Source organism: Pseudomonas sp. B414, assembly GCF_055408445.1.
This window is the reverse complement of record NZ_JBUZTQ010000002.1, coordinates 260,355-274,583: the sequence shown is the minus strand read 5'-3', so window position 1 is coordinate 274,583 and position 14,229 is coordinate 260,355. Positions and strand designations below refer to the sequence as shown.

Here is a 14,229-nt window from a genome sequence, read left to right as displayed (position 1 = left end):
AACCGCATCAAGCCTTAACCAACCACCCCGCTACCTTGTCAGCCGCCGCAACCAGATGTTGCTCGTGGCAGAACCCAGAAGCCTTGAGGGGCTTCAAGTCGTGATCCCCCGCAACCATCCAGAACAGCTCAATACCCGGCGCCAGCGTGTAGGCCTCTACCGCGTCACGGTTGCCCAGGGCATCGCGCTCGCCCTGCACGATCAGGGTCGGCGTCTGCAGTTCAGCCAGATGGGCCACACGGGGTTTTTCCGGTTTACCGCTGGCGTAAAACGGATAACCCAGACAAACCAGCGCATCCGCGCCCAGTTCATCAGCAAGCAAACTTGCCATGCGCCCCCCCATGGACTTGCCACCGATAGCTAAACGCCCCGCGACATGCCGTCGCACCTGGGTAAATGTTTCACGCCAGCATTCAAGCAATTTGGCCTGCTGATTAGGCGGCCTTTTGCCGCCATCGAGCCGTCGCTGAGCCATATACGGAAACTCGAAGCGCAACACGCTGACCCCACGCGCAGCAAGGCGCTCAGCCATGCCCGTCATCCACTCGCTGTCCATCGGCGCACCTGCACCGTGAGCCAGTATCAGAGTGCCTGACCGGCCCCCCTCGACCCCGCTGGCCGCCGCATTCCACAGCCAACCCCGCGCCTGCACGCACTGCGCCCATTGATCCCTGTCAATACCGACACTGTCTGTTACACCCATGCTTGCCTCGCTTTTAGTCTGCCTATAACTCCGGGCGTGCATGTGTACGCGCCTGAACCGTGGATGGGGAACCATGAACACTTCTACAAGTACCGCCTACAACTACAAGGTGGTCCGCCAATTTGCCATTATGACGGTGGTTTGGGGCATCGTCGGCATGGGGCTCGGCGTTTTTCTCGCCGCGCAGTTGGTATGGCCAGAACTCAACTTCAATTTGCCTTGGACCAGTTTCGGGCGCCTGCGCCCATTGCACACCAACGCCGTAATTTTCGCGTTCGGAGGCTGCGCCTTGTTCGCCGCCTCGTTCTACTCGGTGCAACGCACCTGCCAGGCCACACTGTTTTCGCCGAAAATCGCGGCGTTTACCTTCTGGGGCTGGCAACTGGTGATTGTGCTGGCGGCTATCAGCCTGCCGCTGGGCTACACCAGTTCCAAGGAATACGCCGAGCTGGAATGGCCGATCGACATTTTGATCACCATTGTCTGGGTCGCCTACGCCATCGTGTTCTTCGGCACGATCATGAAGCGCAAGACCAAGCATATTTACGTGGGCAACTGGTTCTTCGGCGCATTTATCGTGACCGTGGCGATTTTGCATATCGTCAACAACCTGGAAATCCCGGTCAGCTTCACCAAGTCGTACTCGCTCTACGGTGGCGCCACTGACGCCATGGTGCAGTGGTGGTACGGGCATAACGCCGTGGGCTTTTTCCTGACGGCGGGCTTTTTGGGGATGATGTACTACTTCGTGCCAAAACAGGCCGAACGTCCGATCTACTCCTATCGCCTGTCCATCGTGCACTTCTGGGCGCTGATCACCCTGTATATCTGGGCCGGCCCTCACCACTTGCACTACACCGCGCTGCCGGACTGGGCTCAGTCGCTGGGCATGGTGATGTCACTGATTCTGCTGGCGCCAAGCTGGGGCGGCATGATCAACGGCATGATGACCCTCTCGGGCGCCTGGCATAAGTTGCGCAGTGACCCGATCCTGCGTTTCCTGGTGGTGTCCCTGGCGTTCTACGGCATGTCGACCTTTGAAGGGCCGATGATGGCCATCAAGACCGTCAACGCCCTCTCTCACTACACCGACTGGACCATCGGTCACGTACACGCCGGCGCTCTGGGCTGGGTGGCGATGATTTCGATCGGCGCGCTGTATCACATGATCCCGAAAATCTTCGGTCGCCCGCAGATGTACAGCCTGGGCCTGATCAACGCGCACTTCTGGCTGGCCACTATCGGCACCGTGCTCTACATCGCTTCGATGTGGGTCAACGGCATCGCCCAGGGCCTGATGTGGCGCGCAGTCAACGAAGACGGCACGCTGACTTACTCCTTCGTCGAAACTCTGGTGGCCAGCCACCCGGGCTTTGTCGTGCGACTGGTTGGTGGTGCGATCTTCTTCAGCGGCATGTTGCTAATGGCTTACAACACTTGGCGCACCGTGCGTAACGCCGAGCCCGCTGAAGTCGTAGCCGCCGCGCAGATGGCCTGAGGAGTTGGCAATGAAACACGAAGTCGTTGAAAAAAATATCGGCCTGATGCTGTTGCTGATGATTCTGTGCGTGAGTGTCGGCGGCTTGACGCAAATCGTCCCGCTGTTCTTTGAAGACGTGACCAACACCCCGGTGGAGGGCATGAAGCCTTACACCGCACTGCAACTGGAAGGTCGCGACATCTACATTCGCGAAGGCTGCGTGCAGTGTCACTCGCAGATGATCCGTCCGTTCCGTGCCGAGACCGAGCGTTATGGTCACTACTCGGTAGCCGGTGAAAGCGTGTGGGATCACCCATTCCTGTGGGGCTCCAAGCGCACCGGGCCGGACCTCGCCCGTGTCGGCAGCCGTTACTCCGATGACTGGCATCGCGCGCACTTGTACAACCCGCGCAACGTTGTGCCCGAGTCGAAAATGCCGGCCTACCCATGGCTGGTGGAAGCACCGGTCGACAGCAGCCACACCGAGAAAAAACTCTCGGTGATGCGCACCCTCGGCGTGCCGTACACCGACGAAGACATCGCCAACGCCAAGCAGTCGGTACAGGGCAAGACCGAAATGGACGCGCTGGTGGCTTACCTGCAAGTGCTTGGCACTGCCATCAAGAGCAAGAGGTGAGTCATGTTTGAGATGAGTAGTGGAATGATTCGCGGCCTGGGCACCGTGGTGGTGGCCGTGGCGTTTATCGGCCTCGCGCTGTGGGTGTTCAGCCCGCGGCGCAAGTCCGAATTTGAAGACGCGACCTTACTGCCATTCAAGGACGATCCAGAGGCGATTCAACACGTCGAGCAAGAACAAGCGTCTAGGAGTAACAAAGCATGACCACCTTCTGGAGTCTGTATATATGCGTGCTGACCATTGGCACGTTGATCGGCCTGACCTGGCTGCTGGTCGGTACGCGCAAGGGTGAAACCAAAGGCGAAACCGTCGAGACCATGGGCCACAGCTTCGATGGCATCGAGGAGTACGACAACCCGCTGCCGCAATGGTGGTTTATGTTGTTCGTCGGAACCCTGGTGTTTTCGGTGGGCTACCTGATCCTCTACCCGGGCCTGGGCAATTGGAAAGGCCTGCTGCCCGGCTATGAAAATGGCTGGACCGGTGCCCACGAATGGGAAAAGGAAATGGACAAGGCTGACGCCAAGTTCGGACCGATCTTCGCCAAATACGCTGCCATGCCTGTGGAGCAGGTTGCACAGGACCCGGCCGCACTGAAAATGGGTGGCCGCCTGTTTGCCTCCAACTGTTCGGTGTGCCACGGCTCGGATGCCAAGGGTGCTTTCGGCTTCCCGAACCTGGCCGACAACACCTGGCGCTGGGGTGGGGATGCAGACACCATCAAGGCCACCATCATGGGCGGACGCATTGCCGCAATGCCGGCCTGGGGTGAAGTGCTGGGTGAAGACGGGGTCAAGAACGTCGCCGCTTATGTTCGCCATGATGTGGCGGGCCTGCCCCTGCCAGAAGGCGCCAAGGTTGATCTGGCCGCTGGCAAGCAAGCCTACGAGACCACTTGTGTGGCCTGCCACGGCGCCAACGGCAAAGGCATGGCGCTGATGGGTGCACCGGATCTGACCCAACCTGCGGGCTTTATCTACGGCACCAGCCTGGCGCAACTGCAGCAGACCATTCGCCACGGCCGCCAGGGACATATGCCGGCGCAAAACGAGTTGCTGGGCAACGACAAGGTGCAATTGCTTGCAGCTTACGTGTTCAGCTTGTCACACGGTAATCAAGAGGAAAAAACAGCCGAATAATTACCGGACATTTCCTGCCGCATCATTTTGGTGCGGCAGTTCCCGCCTCCAAGCGCGACCAAGTGTCGCACCTCTTTTTAGTCCGCCATTGCTCTCCCGCCATTCAGGACTAAGCTCATAGCTTCCGTGATCCGGATTTTTCCGGCCCCACGTCAAGTGAAATAAATCGGTAAGTTGAAGGGCACTGTTACGGGCCACACTAGTGGGTTTACACCGGCTATCGTCCATTGCGAAGTTCGCCATGCTCTTGCCAGGCCTTACCCCCACCTGAATTTGCCCGCTTCAACCCCCTTCTCTTTTGCCCTCCCTGCGGCATTTTTGCCAGGGTCACTTTGACCTTACAGCACGCATGGAAAGGCCGCAGAATAAGCCTTGGAAAGCATTGACCGGGGTCATGCTTCGTTGCAATAACCCTACGCTTTATCCATACTTGCGACCGATTTTTATCCTAATAAAACACCTAAACCGTGGAACCTTAGAATGAGCACAGCAATCAGTCCGACTGCTTATAACTATAAGGTAGTCCGCCAGTTCGCCATCATGACGGTGGTCTGGGGGATCCTTGGCATGGGGCTCGGGGTTTTCATCGCGTCACAGCTTGTGTGGCCTGAACTGAACCTTGGCCTTGAATGGACGACCTTCGGCCGTCTGCGCCCTCTGCATACCAACCTTGTGATCTTTGCCTTTGGTGGCTGTGCATTGTTTGGCACCTCCTATTACGTCGTGCAGCGCACCTGTCAGACGCGATTGATCTCCGACGCACTTGCCTCGTTTACCTTTTGGGGTTGGCAGGCCGTCATTGTCGGCGCGATCATCACGTTGCCGCTGGGCTACACCACGACCAAAGAATACGCAGAGCTGGAATGGCCATTGGCTATTTTGCTGGCCATTGTCTGGGTGACCTACGGCATTGTGTTCTTCGGCACCATTACCAAGCGTAAAACCAAGCATATCTATGTGGGTAACTGGTTCTACGGTGCATTTATTGTCGTCACGGCAATGCTGCATATCGTCAACCACGCTTCCCTGCCGGTGAGCTTCTTCAAGTCCTACTCGGCGTATGCCGGTGCGACTGATGCCATGATCCAGTGGTGGTACGGCCACAACGCGGTAGGTTTCTTCCTGACTACCGGCTTCCTGGGCATGATGTACTACTTCGTACCCAAGCAGGCAGAGCGTCCGATCTACTCGTATCGCCTGTCCATCGTGCACTTCTGGGCGCTGATCACCCTTTATATCTGGGCCGGCCCTCACCACCTGCACTACACCGCGTTGCCGGACTGGGCTCAGTCCCTGGGCATGGCGATGTCGATTATCCTGCTGGCACCCAGCTGGGGCGGCATGATCAACGGCATGATGACCCTGTCGGGCGCCTGGCATAAGCTGCGCACCGACCCGATCCTGCGCTTCCTCGTGGTGTCCCTGGCCTTCTACGGCATGTCGACCTTCGAAGGTCCGATGATGGCAATCAAGACCGTCAACGCGCTGTCGCACTACACCGACTGGACCATCGGCCACGTACACGCCGGCGCTCTGGGCTGGGTGGCAATGATTTCGATCGGCGCCATGTACCACATGATCCCGAAAGTCTATGGCCAAAAGCAGATGTACAGCACCGGCCTGATCAACGTTCACTTCTGGCTGGCAACTATCGGTACCGTGCTTTACATCGCTTCGATGTGGGTCAACGGCATCACCCAGGGCCTGATGTGGCGCGCAATCAACGACGACGGCACCCTGACCTACTCGTTCGTGGAAGCACTGCAAGCCAGCCACCCGGGCTTTATCGTTCGCGCCCTCGGCGGGGCCATCTTCGCCAGCGGCATGCTGTTTATGGCCTACAACGTGTTCCGCACCGTGCGTGCCTCGAACCCGGTAGAAGCTGAAGCGGCGACCAAGATCGCTGTAGTTGGAGCCCACTGATGATCAAGCACGAAACAATCGAGAAGAATATTGGCCTGATGGCCTTCTTCATGGTGATCGCCGTCAGCATTGGCGGCCTGACCCAAATCGTTCCGCTGTTTTTCCAGGACGTGACCAACACCCCGGTCGAGGGCATGAAGCCACGTAGCGCGCTGGAACTGGAAGGTCGTGACATCTACATCGCCAACGGCTGTGTGCAATGCCACTCGCAGATGATCCGTCCGTTCCGCGCCGAAACCGAACGCTATGGCCACTACTCGGTCGCCGGTGAAAGCGTCTGGGACCACCCGTTCCTGTGGGGTTCCAAGCGTACCGGCCCGGACCTGGCCCGGGTTGGCGGCCGTTACTCCGATGACTGGCACCGTGCGCACTTGTACAACCCGCGCAACGTAGTACCCGAGTCAATCATGCCGTCTTATCCGTTCCTCGTAGAACGCAAGCTGGACGGCAAGGACACGGCGAAAAAAATGGAAGTCTTGCGCGTACTCGGCGTCCCTTACACCGACGAAGACATCGCCGGAGCCAAGGATGCAGTGAAGGGCAAAACCGAAATGGACGCACTGGTGGCTTACCTCCAGGGCTTGGGCACCATCATCAAAAGCAAACGGTGATCTAGATGGATATCGGGATGATTCGTGGCCTGGGCACTGTCGTCGTGATGGTGGCTTTTATCGGTTTGGCATTGTGGGTATTCAGCCCGCGACGCAAGTCTGAATTTGACGACGCGACCCTGTTGCCGTTCAAGGATGATCCCGAAGCCATCAAGCACGTCGAGCAAGAGCAAGCTTCTAGGAGTAACAAAGAATGACTACGTTCTGGAGTCTGTACGTTACAGTCCTCACTCTGGGTACCATCTTCGCCTTGACCTGGCTGTTGCTGGCCACCCGCAAGGGCCAGCGCAGCGAGCAGACCGACGAGAAAGTCGGCCATGCTTTCGACGGGATCGAAGAGTACGACAACCCGATGCCGAAATGGTGGTTCATGCTGTTTGTGGGCACCGTCATTTTCGCCCTCGGCTACCTTGTGCTGTACCCGGGCCTGGGTAACTGGAAGGGCCTGCTGCCGGGCTACCAGTACCTGGACACCAAAGAGCAGACGCCGTTTGCCAATGGTCAGACCGGCTGGACCGGCGTCCATGAGTGGGAAAAGGAAATGGCCAAGTCGGACGCCAAATTCGGGCCGATCTTCGCCAAATTCGCGGCCATGCCGATTGAAGAAGTCGCCAAGGACCCGCAAGCACTGAAGATGGGGGGCCGCCTGTTCGCCTCCAACTGCTCGGTGTGCCACGGTTCCGATGCCAAGGGCGCCTACGGCTTCCCTAACCTGACCGACGCCGACTGGCGCTGGGGCGGTACGCCGGCCGACATCAAGACCACCATCATGGATGGCCGCCACGCCGTTATGCCAGGCTGGTCTGAAGTGATTGGCGAACAAGGTGTAAGCGACGTGGCGGCCTATGTGCTGACCAACCTTGATGGCCGCAAGCTGCCGGAAAGCGCGAAAGCCGACCCTGTCAAAGGCAAGGAAATCTTCGCAACCAACTGTGCGGTTTGCCACGGCCCGCAAGGCAAGGGCAACCCGCTGATGGGCGCACCCGACCTGACTCACCCGGGTGCGTTTATCTACGGCTCGAGCTTTGCTCAACTGCAACAGACCATCCGTTACGGCCGTCAGGGCCAGATGCCTGCACAGGCCAGCCTGCAAGGGAACGACAAGGTTCACTTGCTGGCCGCCTACGTTTACAGCCTGTCCCATGGCGATGAAGCCAAGGCAGACGAGTAACGCGGTAGTTTAAAAGTTGCAAAAAATGGCCCCGCCAACGCAAGTTGTCGGGGTCATTTTTTTTCTGCGTATTTTATGGATTGTCGCCAGCGTCGCGAAGTAGTAACGTTTCTACATTGTCACGTCAGGAGGGCCTTCCCCATGACCATCACCACTATTTCCAGCCGCAAATTCAACCAGGACACAAGCGGTGCCAAAAAAGCATCGCAACAAGGGCCTGTTTACATCACAGACCGTGGCCGCCCCGCCCATGTACTGCTATGCATGGAGGAGTACCAACGGCTGACCGGCCTGGACACCAGCATTGTCGACCTGCTGGTAATGCCCGAAACAACGCCGGTTGAATTTGAACCCGAACGCGCAGTCATCACGCCGCGCCCAGTGGATTTCTAATGTTCCTGCTCGATACCAATGTGGTTTCTGAACTGCGTAAAGCCCAGGCCGACCCTGCAGTGGCAGCCTGGGCCCGTAGTGTCCACGCTTCCAAACTGTATATCTCGGCCATTACCCTGCTGGAAATCGAAACCGGCATCCTGCGCCTGGAGCGCCGCGACCCCATTCAAGCCCTGCCCTTGCGCAACTGGCTTGAAGTAAATGTCATGACTGCTTTTGCCGGGCGCGTGCTGTCGATCGACGGCGCCGTTGCCAGGCGCTGTGCCCGTCTGCATGTGCCTGACCGCAGCAATGAATGCGACGCCCTGATCGCGGCCACCGCCCTGGTGCATGACATGACCGTGGTGACCCGCAACACCCGGGACTTTGCCTTTAGCGGCGCCCCTGTACTCAACCCTTGGGAACTTTGACTCGGGCAAAGCGCAACCGATCCGAGGGTGCAAGTCAATTGATCTATGTCATGAGTTGTTACAACTCTTATACCAACTTCTTGTTTTCAGGAACGCGACCAAAGGTCGCACCCTTGAGCTAGAGTCACAGGCGTATCATTACGCCACTGCAACACCTTCTGACCGTGGTCGGCACGTACTGACCGAGGCATTTTCCACTGCCGTGGGACGCACTAATGAGCAATCAGATTCCTGTACACGACGTCACTCCGCCTGCCAAGAAACCCGCTGAAAGTACCGATCTGTATGCGGCCCGGGAAAAGATCTACACCCGCGCCTTCACCGGACTTTTCCGCAACCTGCGTATCGGCGGCGGGGCGATATTGTTCCTGCTGTATTTCGGTACGGTGTGGCTCAACTGGGGCGGCCACCAGGCTGTCTGGTGGAACCTTCCCGAGCGTAAATTCTTTATTTTTGGCGCCACCTTCTGGCCACAGGATTTTATCCTGCTGTCCGGCCTGCTGATCGTCGCCGCCTTTGGCCTGTTTTTTATTACCGTCTACGCCGGGCGCGTGTGGTGCGGCTATACCTGCCCGCAAAGCGTCTGGACCTGGGTGTTCATGTGGTGCGAAAAGGTCACTGAAGGTGATCGCAACCAGCGCATAAAACTCGACAAGGCGCCCATGAGCGCCAACAAGTTCCTGCGCAAACTCAGCAAGCATACCCTGTGGCTACTGATCGGCTTTGTCACCGGCCTGACCTTTGTCGGTTACTTTTCACCGATCCGCGAACTGGTTATCGACTTCTTTACCGGCCAGGCCGATGGCTGGGCGTATTTCTGGGTCGGTTTCTTCACCCTCGCCACCTACGGTAACGCTGGCTGGCTGCGCGAACAGGTGTGCATCTACATGTGCCCCTATGCGCGCTTCCAGAGCGTGATGTTTGATAAAGACACCCTGATCGTGTCGTACGACCCGCGTCGCGGTGAAGTGCGTGGCCCGCGTAAAAAAGACGCTGACTACAAGGCCCAGGGCCTGGGCGATTGCATTGACTGCACCATGTGCGTGCAGGTGTGCCCGACCGGTATCGATATCCGTGACGGCCTGCAGATCGAGTGCATCGGCTGTGCTGCCTGCATCGATGCCTGCGACAGCATCATGGACAAAATGAACTACCCGCGCGGGCTGATCAGCTATACCACCGAGCACAACCTCTCGGGCCAGAAGACCCACAAGCTGCGCCCGCGCCTGATTGGCTATGCGCTGGTGCTGCTAACCATGATGGGCCTGCTGGCAGCGGCATTCTTTACCCGCACCCTGGTTGGCTTCGATGTCAGCAAAGACCGCGTGCTCTACCGCGAGAACGCCGAAGGCCGGATCGAGAACGTCTACAGCCTGAAGATCATGAACAAGGACCAGCACGACCACACCTATGTGCTGGACGCCACTGGCCTGCCGGATCTCAAGCTGCAGGGCAAACGCGAAATCAAGGTCGCGGCCGGCGATATTGTCAGCCTGCCGGTGGAGCTGTCGATTGCCCCCGAAAAGCTGCCGTCCAGCACCAACGAGGTGTTCTTTATCCTCAAGGACGCCGACAACAATGACGTCAGCGTCAAAGCCAAGAGCCGATTCATCGGCCCACAAATCAGATAAGAGAGCCCTACATGCCCGCAGCAAACGCCTCCAGCCCCTGGTACAAGCATCTTTGGCCCTGGATCATCATTGCCATCCTTGCCTGCTCGGTGACCTTGACCCTGTCGATGGTCACTATTGCCGTGAACAACCCGGATAACCTGGTTAACGACAACTACTACGAGGCCGGCAAAGGCATCAACCGCGCACTGGACCGAGAACTGCTCGGCCAGACCCTGCAATTGAAGGCCAAGCTGCGCCTGGATGAAGTGACCGGCGAAGTGGTGCTGCTGCTTGAGGGCAACAGCCGACCGCAGGTTCTGGAGCTGAACCTGATCTCCCCGACCCAGCCGGAGAAAGACCGCAAGATCAGTCTGAGCCAAAGCGCGTCGGAACCAGGGCGCTATATCGGCCAGCTGGATGACAAGATCGAAGGCCGCCGTTTTGTCGAGCTGCTGGGCGTAGAAGACGGCAAGACCTGGCGCCTGTTCGAGGAAGAAGTGGTCGGCCACGATATGGACCTGCTGCTGGGCGACGAGCCGATTCAGGGCGCCGAAGACCACAACAAGAAGTAAGCTCGACCAACAGCACCCTCCCGCAGAGTGAGGGGCGCCACACGCGATAGCTCGAACACCTCGATCAGCCCCCTCTCCCTCAGGGAGAGGGTTGGGGTGAGGGCAAGCAGCCCACCCAAAAACCAAGGCCAAGCGCGCTCAAAAACCCATGACCACTCCTGTTCCCTGCTATCACTGCGCCCTGCCCGTCCCGCCCGGCAGTCGCTTTACCGCCGTTGTGCTGGGCGAAGTACGCGAGTTCTGCTGCCCGGGCTGCCAGGCGGTGGCTGAAGCCATCGTCGCCGGTGGTCTCGAAAGCTATTACCAGCACCGCAGTGAAGCCTCAGCCAACCCCGAAGCCCTGCCCGTGCAACTGGTTGAAGAGTTGGCCCTGTATGACCGTCCCGATGTGCAAAAACCCTTTGTCCGGCACGCAGGCGATCAGGCCGAGACCACTCTGCTGATCGAAGGCATCAGTTGTGCAGCCTGTGGCTGGCTGATTGAAAAAGACCTGCGCCGCCTGCCTGCAGTGAGCGAAGCCCGGCTCAACCTGTCCAACCATCGCTTGCACGTGAGCTGGGACGACAGCCAACTGCCGCTGAGCGAAATTCTCAGCGAACTGCGCCATATCGGTTATGCCGCGCACCCGTATCAGGCCGACCGCGCCACCGAACAACTGGCCAGTGAAAACCGCCTGGCCTTGCGCCAGCTTGGCGTCGCCGGGCTGCTGTGGTTCCAGGCGATGATGGCAACCATGGCCACCTGGCCCGAATTCAATATCGATCTCAGCCCCGAGATGCACACCATCCTGCGCTGGGTTGCGCTGTTTCTGACTACCCCTATCGTGTTTTACAGCTGCGCGCCCTTTTTCAAAGGTGCCATGCGCGACCTGCGCACCCGCCACCTGACCATGGATGTATCGGTATCCCTGGCCATCGGCGGCGCTTATATTGCCGGGATCTGGACCGCCATTACCGGCGTCGGCGAGCTGTACTTCGATGCGGTGGGCATGTTTGCCCTGTTCCTGCTGGCCGGACGCTATCTTGAGCGCCGCGCCCGCGAGCGCACCGCAGCCGCTACCGCCCAACTGGTCAACCTGCTGCCCGCCTCCTGCCTGCGCCTGAGTAACGATGGCCAGAGCGAGCGGATCCTGTTGACCGAGCTCAAGGTCGGCGATCGGGTACTGGTTCACCCCGGCGCGATTCTTCCGGCGGACGGCAAGATCCTGGATGGCCAGTCCAGCATCGACGAGTCCCTGCTCACCGGCGAATACCTGCCGCAACCACGCCGCATTGGCGATGCAGTAACGGCAGGCACACTCAATGTCGAAGGCGCGTTGACCGTTGAAGTCATGGCCCTGGGCCAAGACACCCGCCTGTCGGCCATCGTGCGCTTGCTCGATCGCGCCCAAAGCGAAAAACCACGCCTGGCGGAAATTGCCGACAAGGCTGCGCAATGGTTCCTGCTGTTCTCATTGATCGCCGCGGCCGGGATTGGTTTGCTCTGGTGGCAACTTGATCCGTCACGGGCTTTCTGGATTGTCCTGGCAATGCTGGTAGCCACTTGCCCTTGCGCCCTGTCGCTGGCAACTCCGACCGCCCTCACGGCCGCCACCGGCACCCTGCACAAGCTGGGCTTGCTGCTGACCCGCGGGCATGTGATCGAAGGCCTGAATCAGATCGACACAGTGATTTTCGACAAGACCGGCACCCTCACCGAAGGCCGCCTGACCCTGCGTGCCATTCGCCCCTTGCGCGATCTGGGCAGCGACCAGTGCCTGGGCCTCGCCGCCGCCCTCGAAAATCGCTCCGAACACCCCATTGCGCGCGCCTTTGGCCGGGCTCCGCAAGCTGCCGGGGAAGTCCACAGCACACCGGGGCTGGGCCTTGAAGGGCTGGTTGGCGAACAACGTTTACGGATTGGCCAGCCCGGGTTTGTTTGCGAACTGAGCCGGTGTGAGATTCCAACCATGCCCAATGAGCCGGGCCAGTGGCTGCTACTGGGCGATACTAGCGGCGTACTGGCCTGGTTTGTTCTGGATGACCGCCTGCGTGATGACGCCCCGGCGCTGCTGGCGGCGTGCAGGGCACGAGGCTGGCGCACGCTGCTGCTCTCGGGGGACAGTTCGCCAATGGTCGCCAGCGTGGCCGCCGAACTGGGTATCGACGAGGCCCTGGGCGGCCTGCGCCCGGATGACAAATTGCAGGTTCTGCAACAATTGCACGCACAGGGGCGCAAGGTGCTGATGCTGGGAGACGGGGTCAACGATGTGCCAGTGCTTGCCGCCGCGGATATCAGCGTGGCGATGGGCTCGGCCACGGACCTGGCCAAGACCAGTGCCGATGCGGTGTTGCTGTCCAATCGCCTGGGCGCCCTGGTGCAAGCCTTTACCCTGGCGCGGCGCACGCGCCGGGTGATTATCGAGAACCTGCTGTGGGCCGGTCTGTACAATGGGCTGATGCTGCCCTTTGCCGCACTGGGCTGGATCACGCCGATCTGGGCTGCCATCGGCATGTCGCTGAGCTCACTGACCGTGGTGCTGAATGCCTTGCGCCTGACGCGCATGCCAGCCCAGACGCATACTCCAGCCACGCCACACACACGCCCGTTACCGGCCTGAACCGGTCGCCTGGAGCCCATATGCCAGCGCTATACATCATGATCCCTGCGGCCCTGCTGATTGTCGCCATTTGCATTTTCATCTTCTTCTGGGCAGTGGACAGCGGCCAGTACGACGACCTCGACAGCCCGGCCCACAGCATCCTGTTCGACGATCAGGACCCGCAGCACACTGCAGCCGTCGAAGAAGCCAAAAACCAGCACCCGGAGTCGGCCACCGACACCGACAAAAAAGCCCCACCCCATGTTTGAACTGGCGCCACTACTGGTTTCGGCCGTGATCCTGGGTTTGCTCGGGGGCGGACATTGCCTGGGCATGTGTGGTGGCCTGATGGGTGCACTGACCCTCGCCATCCCCAAGGAACAACGCAGCCGACGCTTCCGATTGCTGTTGGCCTACAACCTTGGGCGAATACTCAGCTACGCCACGGCGGGATTACTGCTGGGGTTAGCAGGCTGGGCCGTGGCCAACAGCCCCGCCGCCATGTTTATGCGCATCCTGGCCGGGCTGCTGCTGATTTGCATGGGCCTGTACCTAGCCGGCTGGTGGAGCGGCCTGACCCGCATCGAAAGCCTGGGGCGCGGCCTGTGGCGGCATATACAGCCCGTGGCCAACCGTCTGCTCCCCGTATCGAGCCTGCCTCGGGCGTTGCTGCTGGGTGCGCTCTGGGGCTGGCTGCCTTGCGGGCTGGTGTACAGCACACTGATCTGGTCCGCCAGCCAGGGCAGCGCCATCGACAGTGCCTTGCTGATGCTGGCGTTTGGCCTGGGCACCTGGCCAGTATTACTGGCCACCGGGCTTGCCGCCGAGCGTGTCACCGCCGTGTTGCGCAAACGCAGCGTACGCATGGCTGGAGGGCTGCTGGTGATTCTGTTCGGTATCTGGACCCTGCCCGGGCCGCATCAGCATTGGTTGATGGGGCACTGATCTATCTGAAAATCACCACAACCCTTGTGAGAGCGGGGGCACGCCATAAAC

16 protein-coding genes are annotated in these 14,229 nt (G+C 59.5%); 15 read left to right on the top strand and 1 reads right to left on the bottom strand.

Going from position 1 to position 14,229, the window contains the following annotated elements:
* Nucleotides 1-7: 7 nt before the first annotated feature.
* Complete coding sequence (locus ACZRMH_RS03410; RefSeq protein WP_464012152.1) at nucleotides 8-703, bottom strand: alpha/beta family hydrolase; 696 nt, start codon at nucleotides 701-703, stop codon at nucleotides 8-10.
* Nucleotides 704-776: 73 nt separating this feature from the next.
* Here ACZRMH_RS03410 and ccoN (ACZRMH_RS03405) point away from each other — a divergent pair, with 73 nt between their 5' ends.
* The 15 genes from ccoN (ACZRMH_RS03405) (at nucleotide 777) to ACZRMH_RS03335 (ending at nucleotide 14,178) form a co-directional block, all read left to right on the top strand.
* Nucleotides 777-2,201 (top strand): cytochrome-c oxidase, cbb3-type subunit I, encoded by a 1,425-nt coding sequence (gene ccoN, locus ACZRMH_RS03405; protein WP_016780310.1) that lies wholly within the window; start codon nucleotides 777-779, stop codon nucleotides 2,199-2,201.
* Between the two features lie 10 nt (nucleotides 2,202-2,211).
* Nucleotides 2,212-2,820 carry a cytochrome-c oxidase, cbb3-type subunit II gene (gene ccoO, locus ACZRMH_RS03400; protein ID WP_464012151.1) on the top strand — a complete coding sequence of 203 codons (609 nt, stop codon included), beginning with the start codon at nucleotides 2,212-2,214 and terminating at the stop codon, nucleotides 2,818-2,820.
* Nucleotides 2,821-2,832: 12 nt separating this feature from the next.
* Nucleotides 2,833-3,024 (top strand): cbb3-type cytochrome oxidase subunit 3, encoded by a 192-nt coding sequence (locus tag ACZRMH_RS03395; protein WP_019826673.1) that lies wholly within the window; start codon nucleotides 2,833-2,835, stop codon nucleotides 3,022-3,024.
* Entirely contained in the window at nucleotides 3,021-3,959 is a 939-nt protein-coding gene (gene ccoP / locus ACZRMH_RS03390) for a cytochrome-c oxidase, cbb3-type subunit III (RefSeq protein ID WP_464012150.1), read from the top strand. Before ACZRMH_RS03395 ends, ccoP (ACZRMH_RS03390) begins: the two co-directional genes overlap by 4 nt.
* 480 nt (nucleotides 3,960-4,439) lie before the next feature.
* Nucleotides 4,440-5,882, top strand: a complete 1,443-nt coding sequence (ccoN, locus tag ACZRMH_RS03385; protein WP_464012149.1) for a cytochrome-c oxidase, cbb3-type subunit I — start codon at nucleotides 4,440-4,442, stop codon at nucleotides 5,880-5,882.
* Nucleotides 5,882-6,493 (top strand): cytochrome-c oxidase, cbb3-type subunit II, encoded by a 612-nt coding sequence (gene ccoO, locus ACZRMH_RS03380; RefSeq protein ID WP_464012148.1) that lies wholly within the window; start codon nucleotides 5,882-5,884, stop codon nucleotides 6,491-6,493. Before ccoN (ACZRMH_RS03385) ends, ccoO (ACZRMH_RS03380) begins: the two co-directional genes overlap by 1 nt.
* Nucleotides 6,494-6,498: 5 nt before the next feature.
* Nucleotides 6,499-6,690 (top strand): CcoQ/FixQ family Cbb3-type cytochrome c oxidase assembly chaperone, encoded by a 192-nt coding sequence (locus ACZRMH_RS03375; protein WP_003447209.1) that lies wholly within the window; start codon nucleotides 6,499-6,501, stop codon nucleotides 6,688-6,690.
* Nucleotides 6,687-7,664: a cytochrome-c oxidase, cbb3-type subunit III gene (ccoP, locus tag ACZRMH_RS03370; RefSeq protein ID WP_464012147.1), complete on the top strand. Its 978-nt coding sequence runs from the start codon at nucleotides 6,687-6,689 to the stop codon at nucleotides 7,662-7,664. The genes ACZRMH_RS03375 and ccoP (ACZRMH_RS03370) overlap by 4 nt, the downstream gene beginning before the upstream one ends.
* Nucleotides 7,665-7,805: 141 nt before the next feature.
* On the top strand, nucleotides 7,806-8,057 hold the full coding sequence (locus ACZRMH_RS03365) for a type II toxin-antitoxin system Phd/YefM family antitoxin (RefSeq protein ID WP_464012146.1): 252 nt from the start codon (nucleotides 7,806-7,808) through the stop codon (nucleotides 8,055-8,057).
* The gene (locus ACZRMH_RS03360) at nucleotides 8,057-8,467 is read left to right on the top strand and encodes a PIN domain-containing protein (protein ID WP_464012145.1); all 411 of its coding nucleotides are present in this window, start codon (nucleotides 8,057-8,059) and stop codon (nucleotides 8,465-8,467) included. Before ACZRMH_RS03365 ends, ACZRMH_RS03360 begins: the two co-directional genes overlap by 1 nt.
* 215 nt (nucleotides 8,468-8,682) lie before the next feature.
* Nucleotides 8,683-10,098 carry a cytochrome c oxidase accessory protein CcoG gene (ccoG, locus tag ACZRMH_RS03355; RefSeq protein WP_464012144.1) on the top strand — a complete coding sequence of 472 codons (1,416 nt, stop codon included), beginning with the start codon at nucleotides 8,683-8,685 and terminating at the stop codon, nucleotides 10,096-10,098.
* Nucleotides 10,099-10,109: 11 nt separating this feature from the next.
* Entirely contained in the window at nucleotides 10,110-10,652 is a 543-nt protein-coding gene (locus ACZRMH_RS03350; RefSeq protein WP_464012143.1) for a FixH family protein, read from the top strand.
* Between the two features lie 148 nt (nucleotides 10,653-10,800).
* On the top strand, nucleotides 10,801-13,251 hold the full coding sequence (locus ACZRMH_RS03345; RefSeq protein WP_464012142.1) for a heavy metal translocating P-type ATPase: 2,451 nt from the start codon (nucleotides 10,801-10,803) through the stop codon (nucleotides 13,249-13,251).
* Between the two features lie 20 nt (nucleotides 13,252-13,271).
* A complete protein-coding gene (gene ccoS, locus ACZRMH_RS03340; RefSeq protein WP_464012141.1) occupies nucleotides 13,272-13,502 on the top strand; it encodes a cbb3-type cytochrome oxidase assembly protein CcoS in 231 nt (76 codons plus the stop codon).
* Nucleotides 13,495-14,178, top strand: coding sequence for a sulfite exporter TauE/SafE family protein (locus tag ACZRMH_RS03335; RefSeq protein ID WP_464012140.1), 684 nt, complete (start codon nucleotides 13,495-13,497; stop codon nucleotides 14,176-14,178). Before ccoS ends, ACZRMH_RS03335 begins: the two co-directional genes overlap by 8 nt.
* Nucleotides 14,179-14,229: the final 51 nt, after the last annotated feature.

What these genes read in the sequence shown, in the direction of transcription:
- ACZRMH_RS03410 (WP_464012152.1), bottom strand. Translation starts at nt 703, where the DNA reads ATGGGTGTAACAGACAGTGTCGGTATTGACAGGGATCAATGGGCGCAG.
- ccoN (WP_016780310.1), top strand. Translation starts at nt 777, where the DNA reads ATGAACACTTCTACAAGTACCGCCTACAACTACAAGGTGGTCCGCCAA.
- ccoO (WP_464012151.1), top strand. Translation starts at nt 2,212, where the DNA reads ATGAAACACGAAGTCGTTGAAAAAAATATCGGCCTGATGCTGTTGCTG.
- ACZRMH_RS03395 (WP_019826673.1), top strand. Translation starts at nt 2,833, where the DNA reads ATGAGTAGTGGAATGATTCGCGGCCTGGGCACCGTGGTGGTGGCCGTG.
- ccoP (WP_464012150.1), top strand. Translation starts at nt 3,021, where the DNA reads ATGACCACCTTCTGGAGTCTGTATATATGCGTGCTGACCATTGGCACG.
- ccoN (WP_464012149.1), top strand. Translation starts at nt 4,440, where the DNA reads ATGAGCACAGCAATCAGTCCGACTGCTTATAACTATAAGGTAGTCCGC.
- ccoO (WP_464012148.1), top strand. Translation starts at nt 5,882, where the DNA reads ATGATCAAGCACGAAACAATCGAGAAGAATATTGGCCTGATGGCCTTC.
- ACZRMH_RS03375 (WP_003447209.1), top strand. Translation starts at nt 6,499, where the DNA reads ATGGATATCGGGATGATTCGTGGCCTGGGCACTGTCGTCGTGATGGTG.
- ccoP (WP_464012147.1), top strand. Translation starts at nt 6,687, where the DNA reads ATGACTACGTTCTGGAGTCTGTACGTTACAGTCCTCACTCTGGGTACC.
- ACZRMH_RS03365 (WP_464012146.1), top strand. Translation starts at nt 7,806, where the DNA reads ATGACCATCACCACTATTTCCAGCCGCAAATTCAACCAGGACACAAGC.
- ACZRMH_RS03360 (WP_464012145.1), top strand. Translation starts at nt 8,057, where the DNA reads ATGTTCCTGCTCGATACCAATGTGGTTTCTGAACTGCGTAAAGCCCAG.
- ccoG (WP_464012144.1), top strand. Translation starts at nt 8,683, where the DNA reads ATGAGCAATCAGATTCCTGTACACGACGTCACTCCGCCTGCCAAGAAA.
- ACZRMH_RS03350 (WP_464012143.1), top strand. Translation starts at nt 10,110, where the DNA reads ATGCCCGCAGCAAACGCCTCCAGCCCCTGGTACAAGCATCTTTGGCCC.
- ACZRMH_RS03345 (WP_464012142.1), top strand. Translation starts at nt 10,801, where the DNA reads ATGACCACTCCTGTTCCCTGCTATCACTGCGCCCTGCCCGTCCCGCCC.
- ccoS (WP_464012141.1), top strand. Translation starts at nt 13,272, where the DNA reads ATGCCAGCGCTATACATCATGATCCCTGCGGCCCTGCTGATTGTCGCC.
- ACZRMH_RS03335 (WP_464012140.1), top strand. Translation starts at nt 13,495, where the DNA reads ATGTTTGAACTGGCGCCACTACTGGTTTCGGCCGTGATCCTGGGTTTG.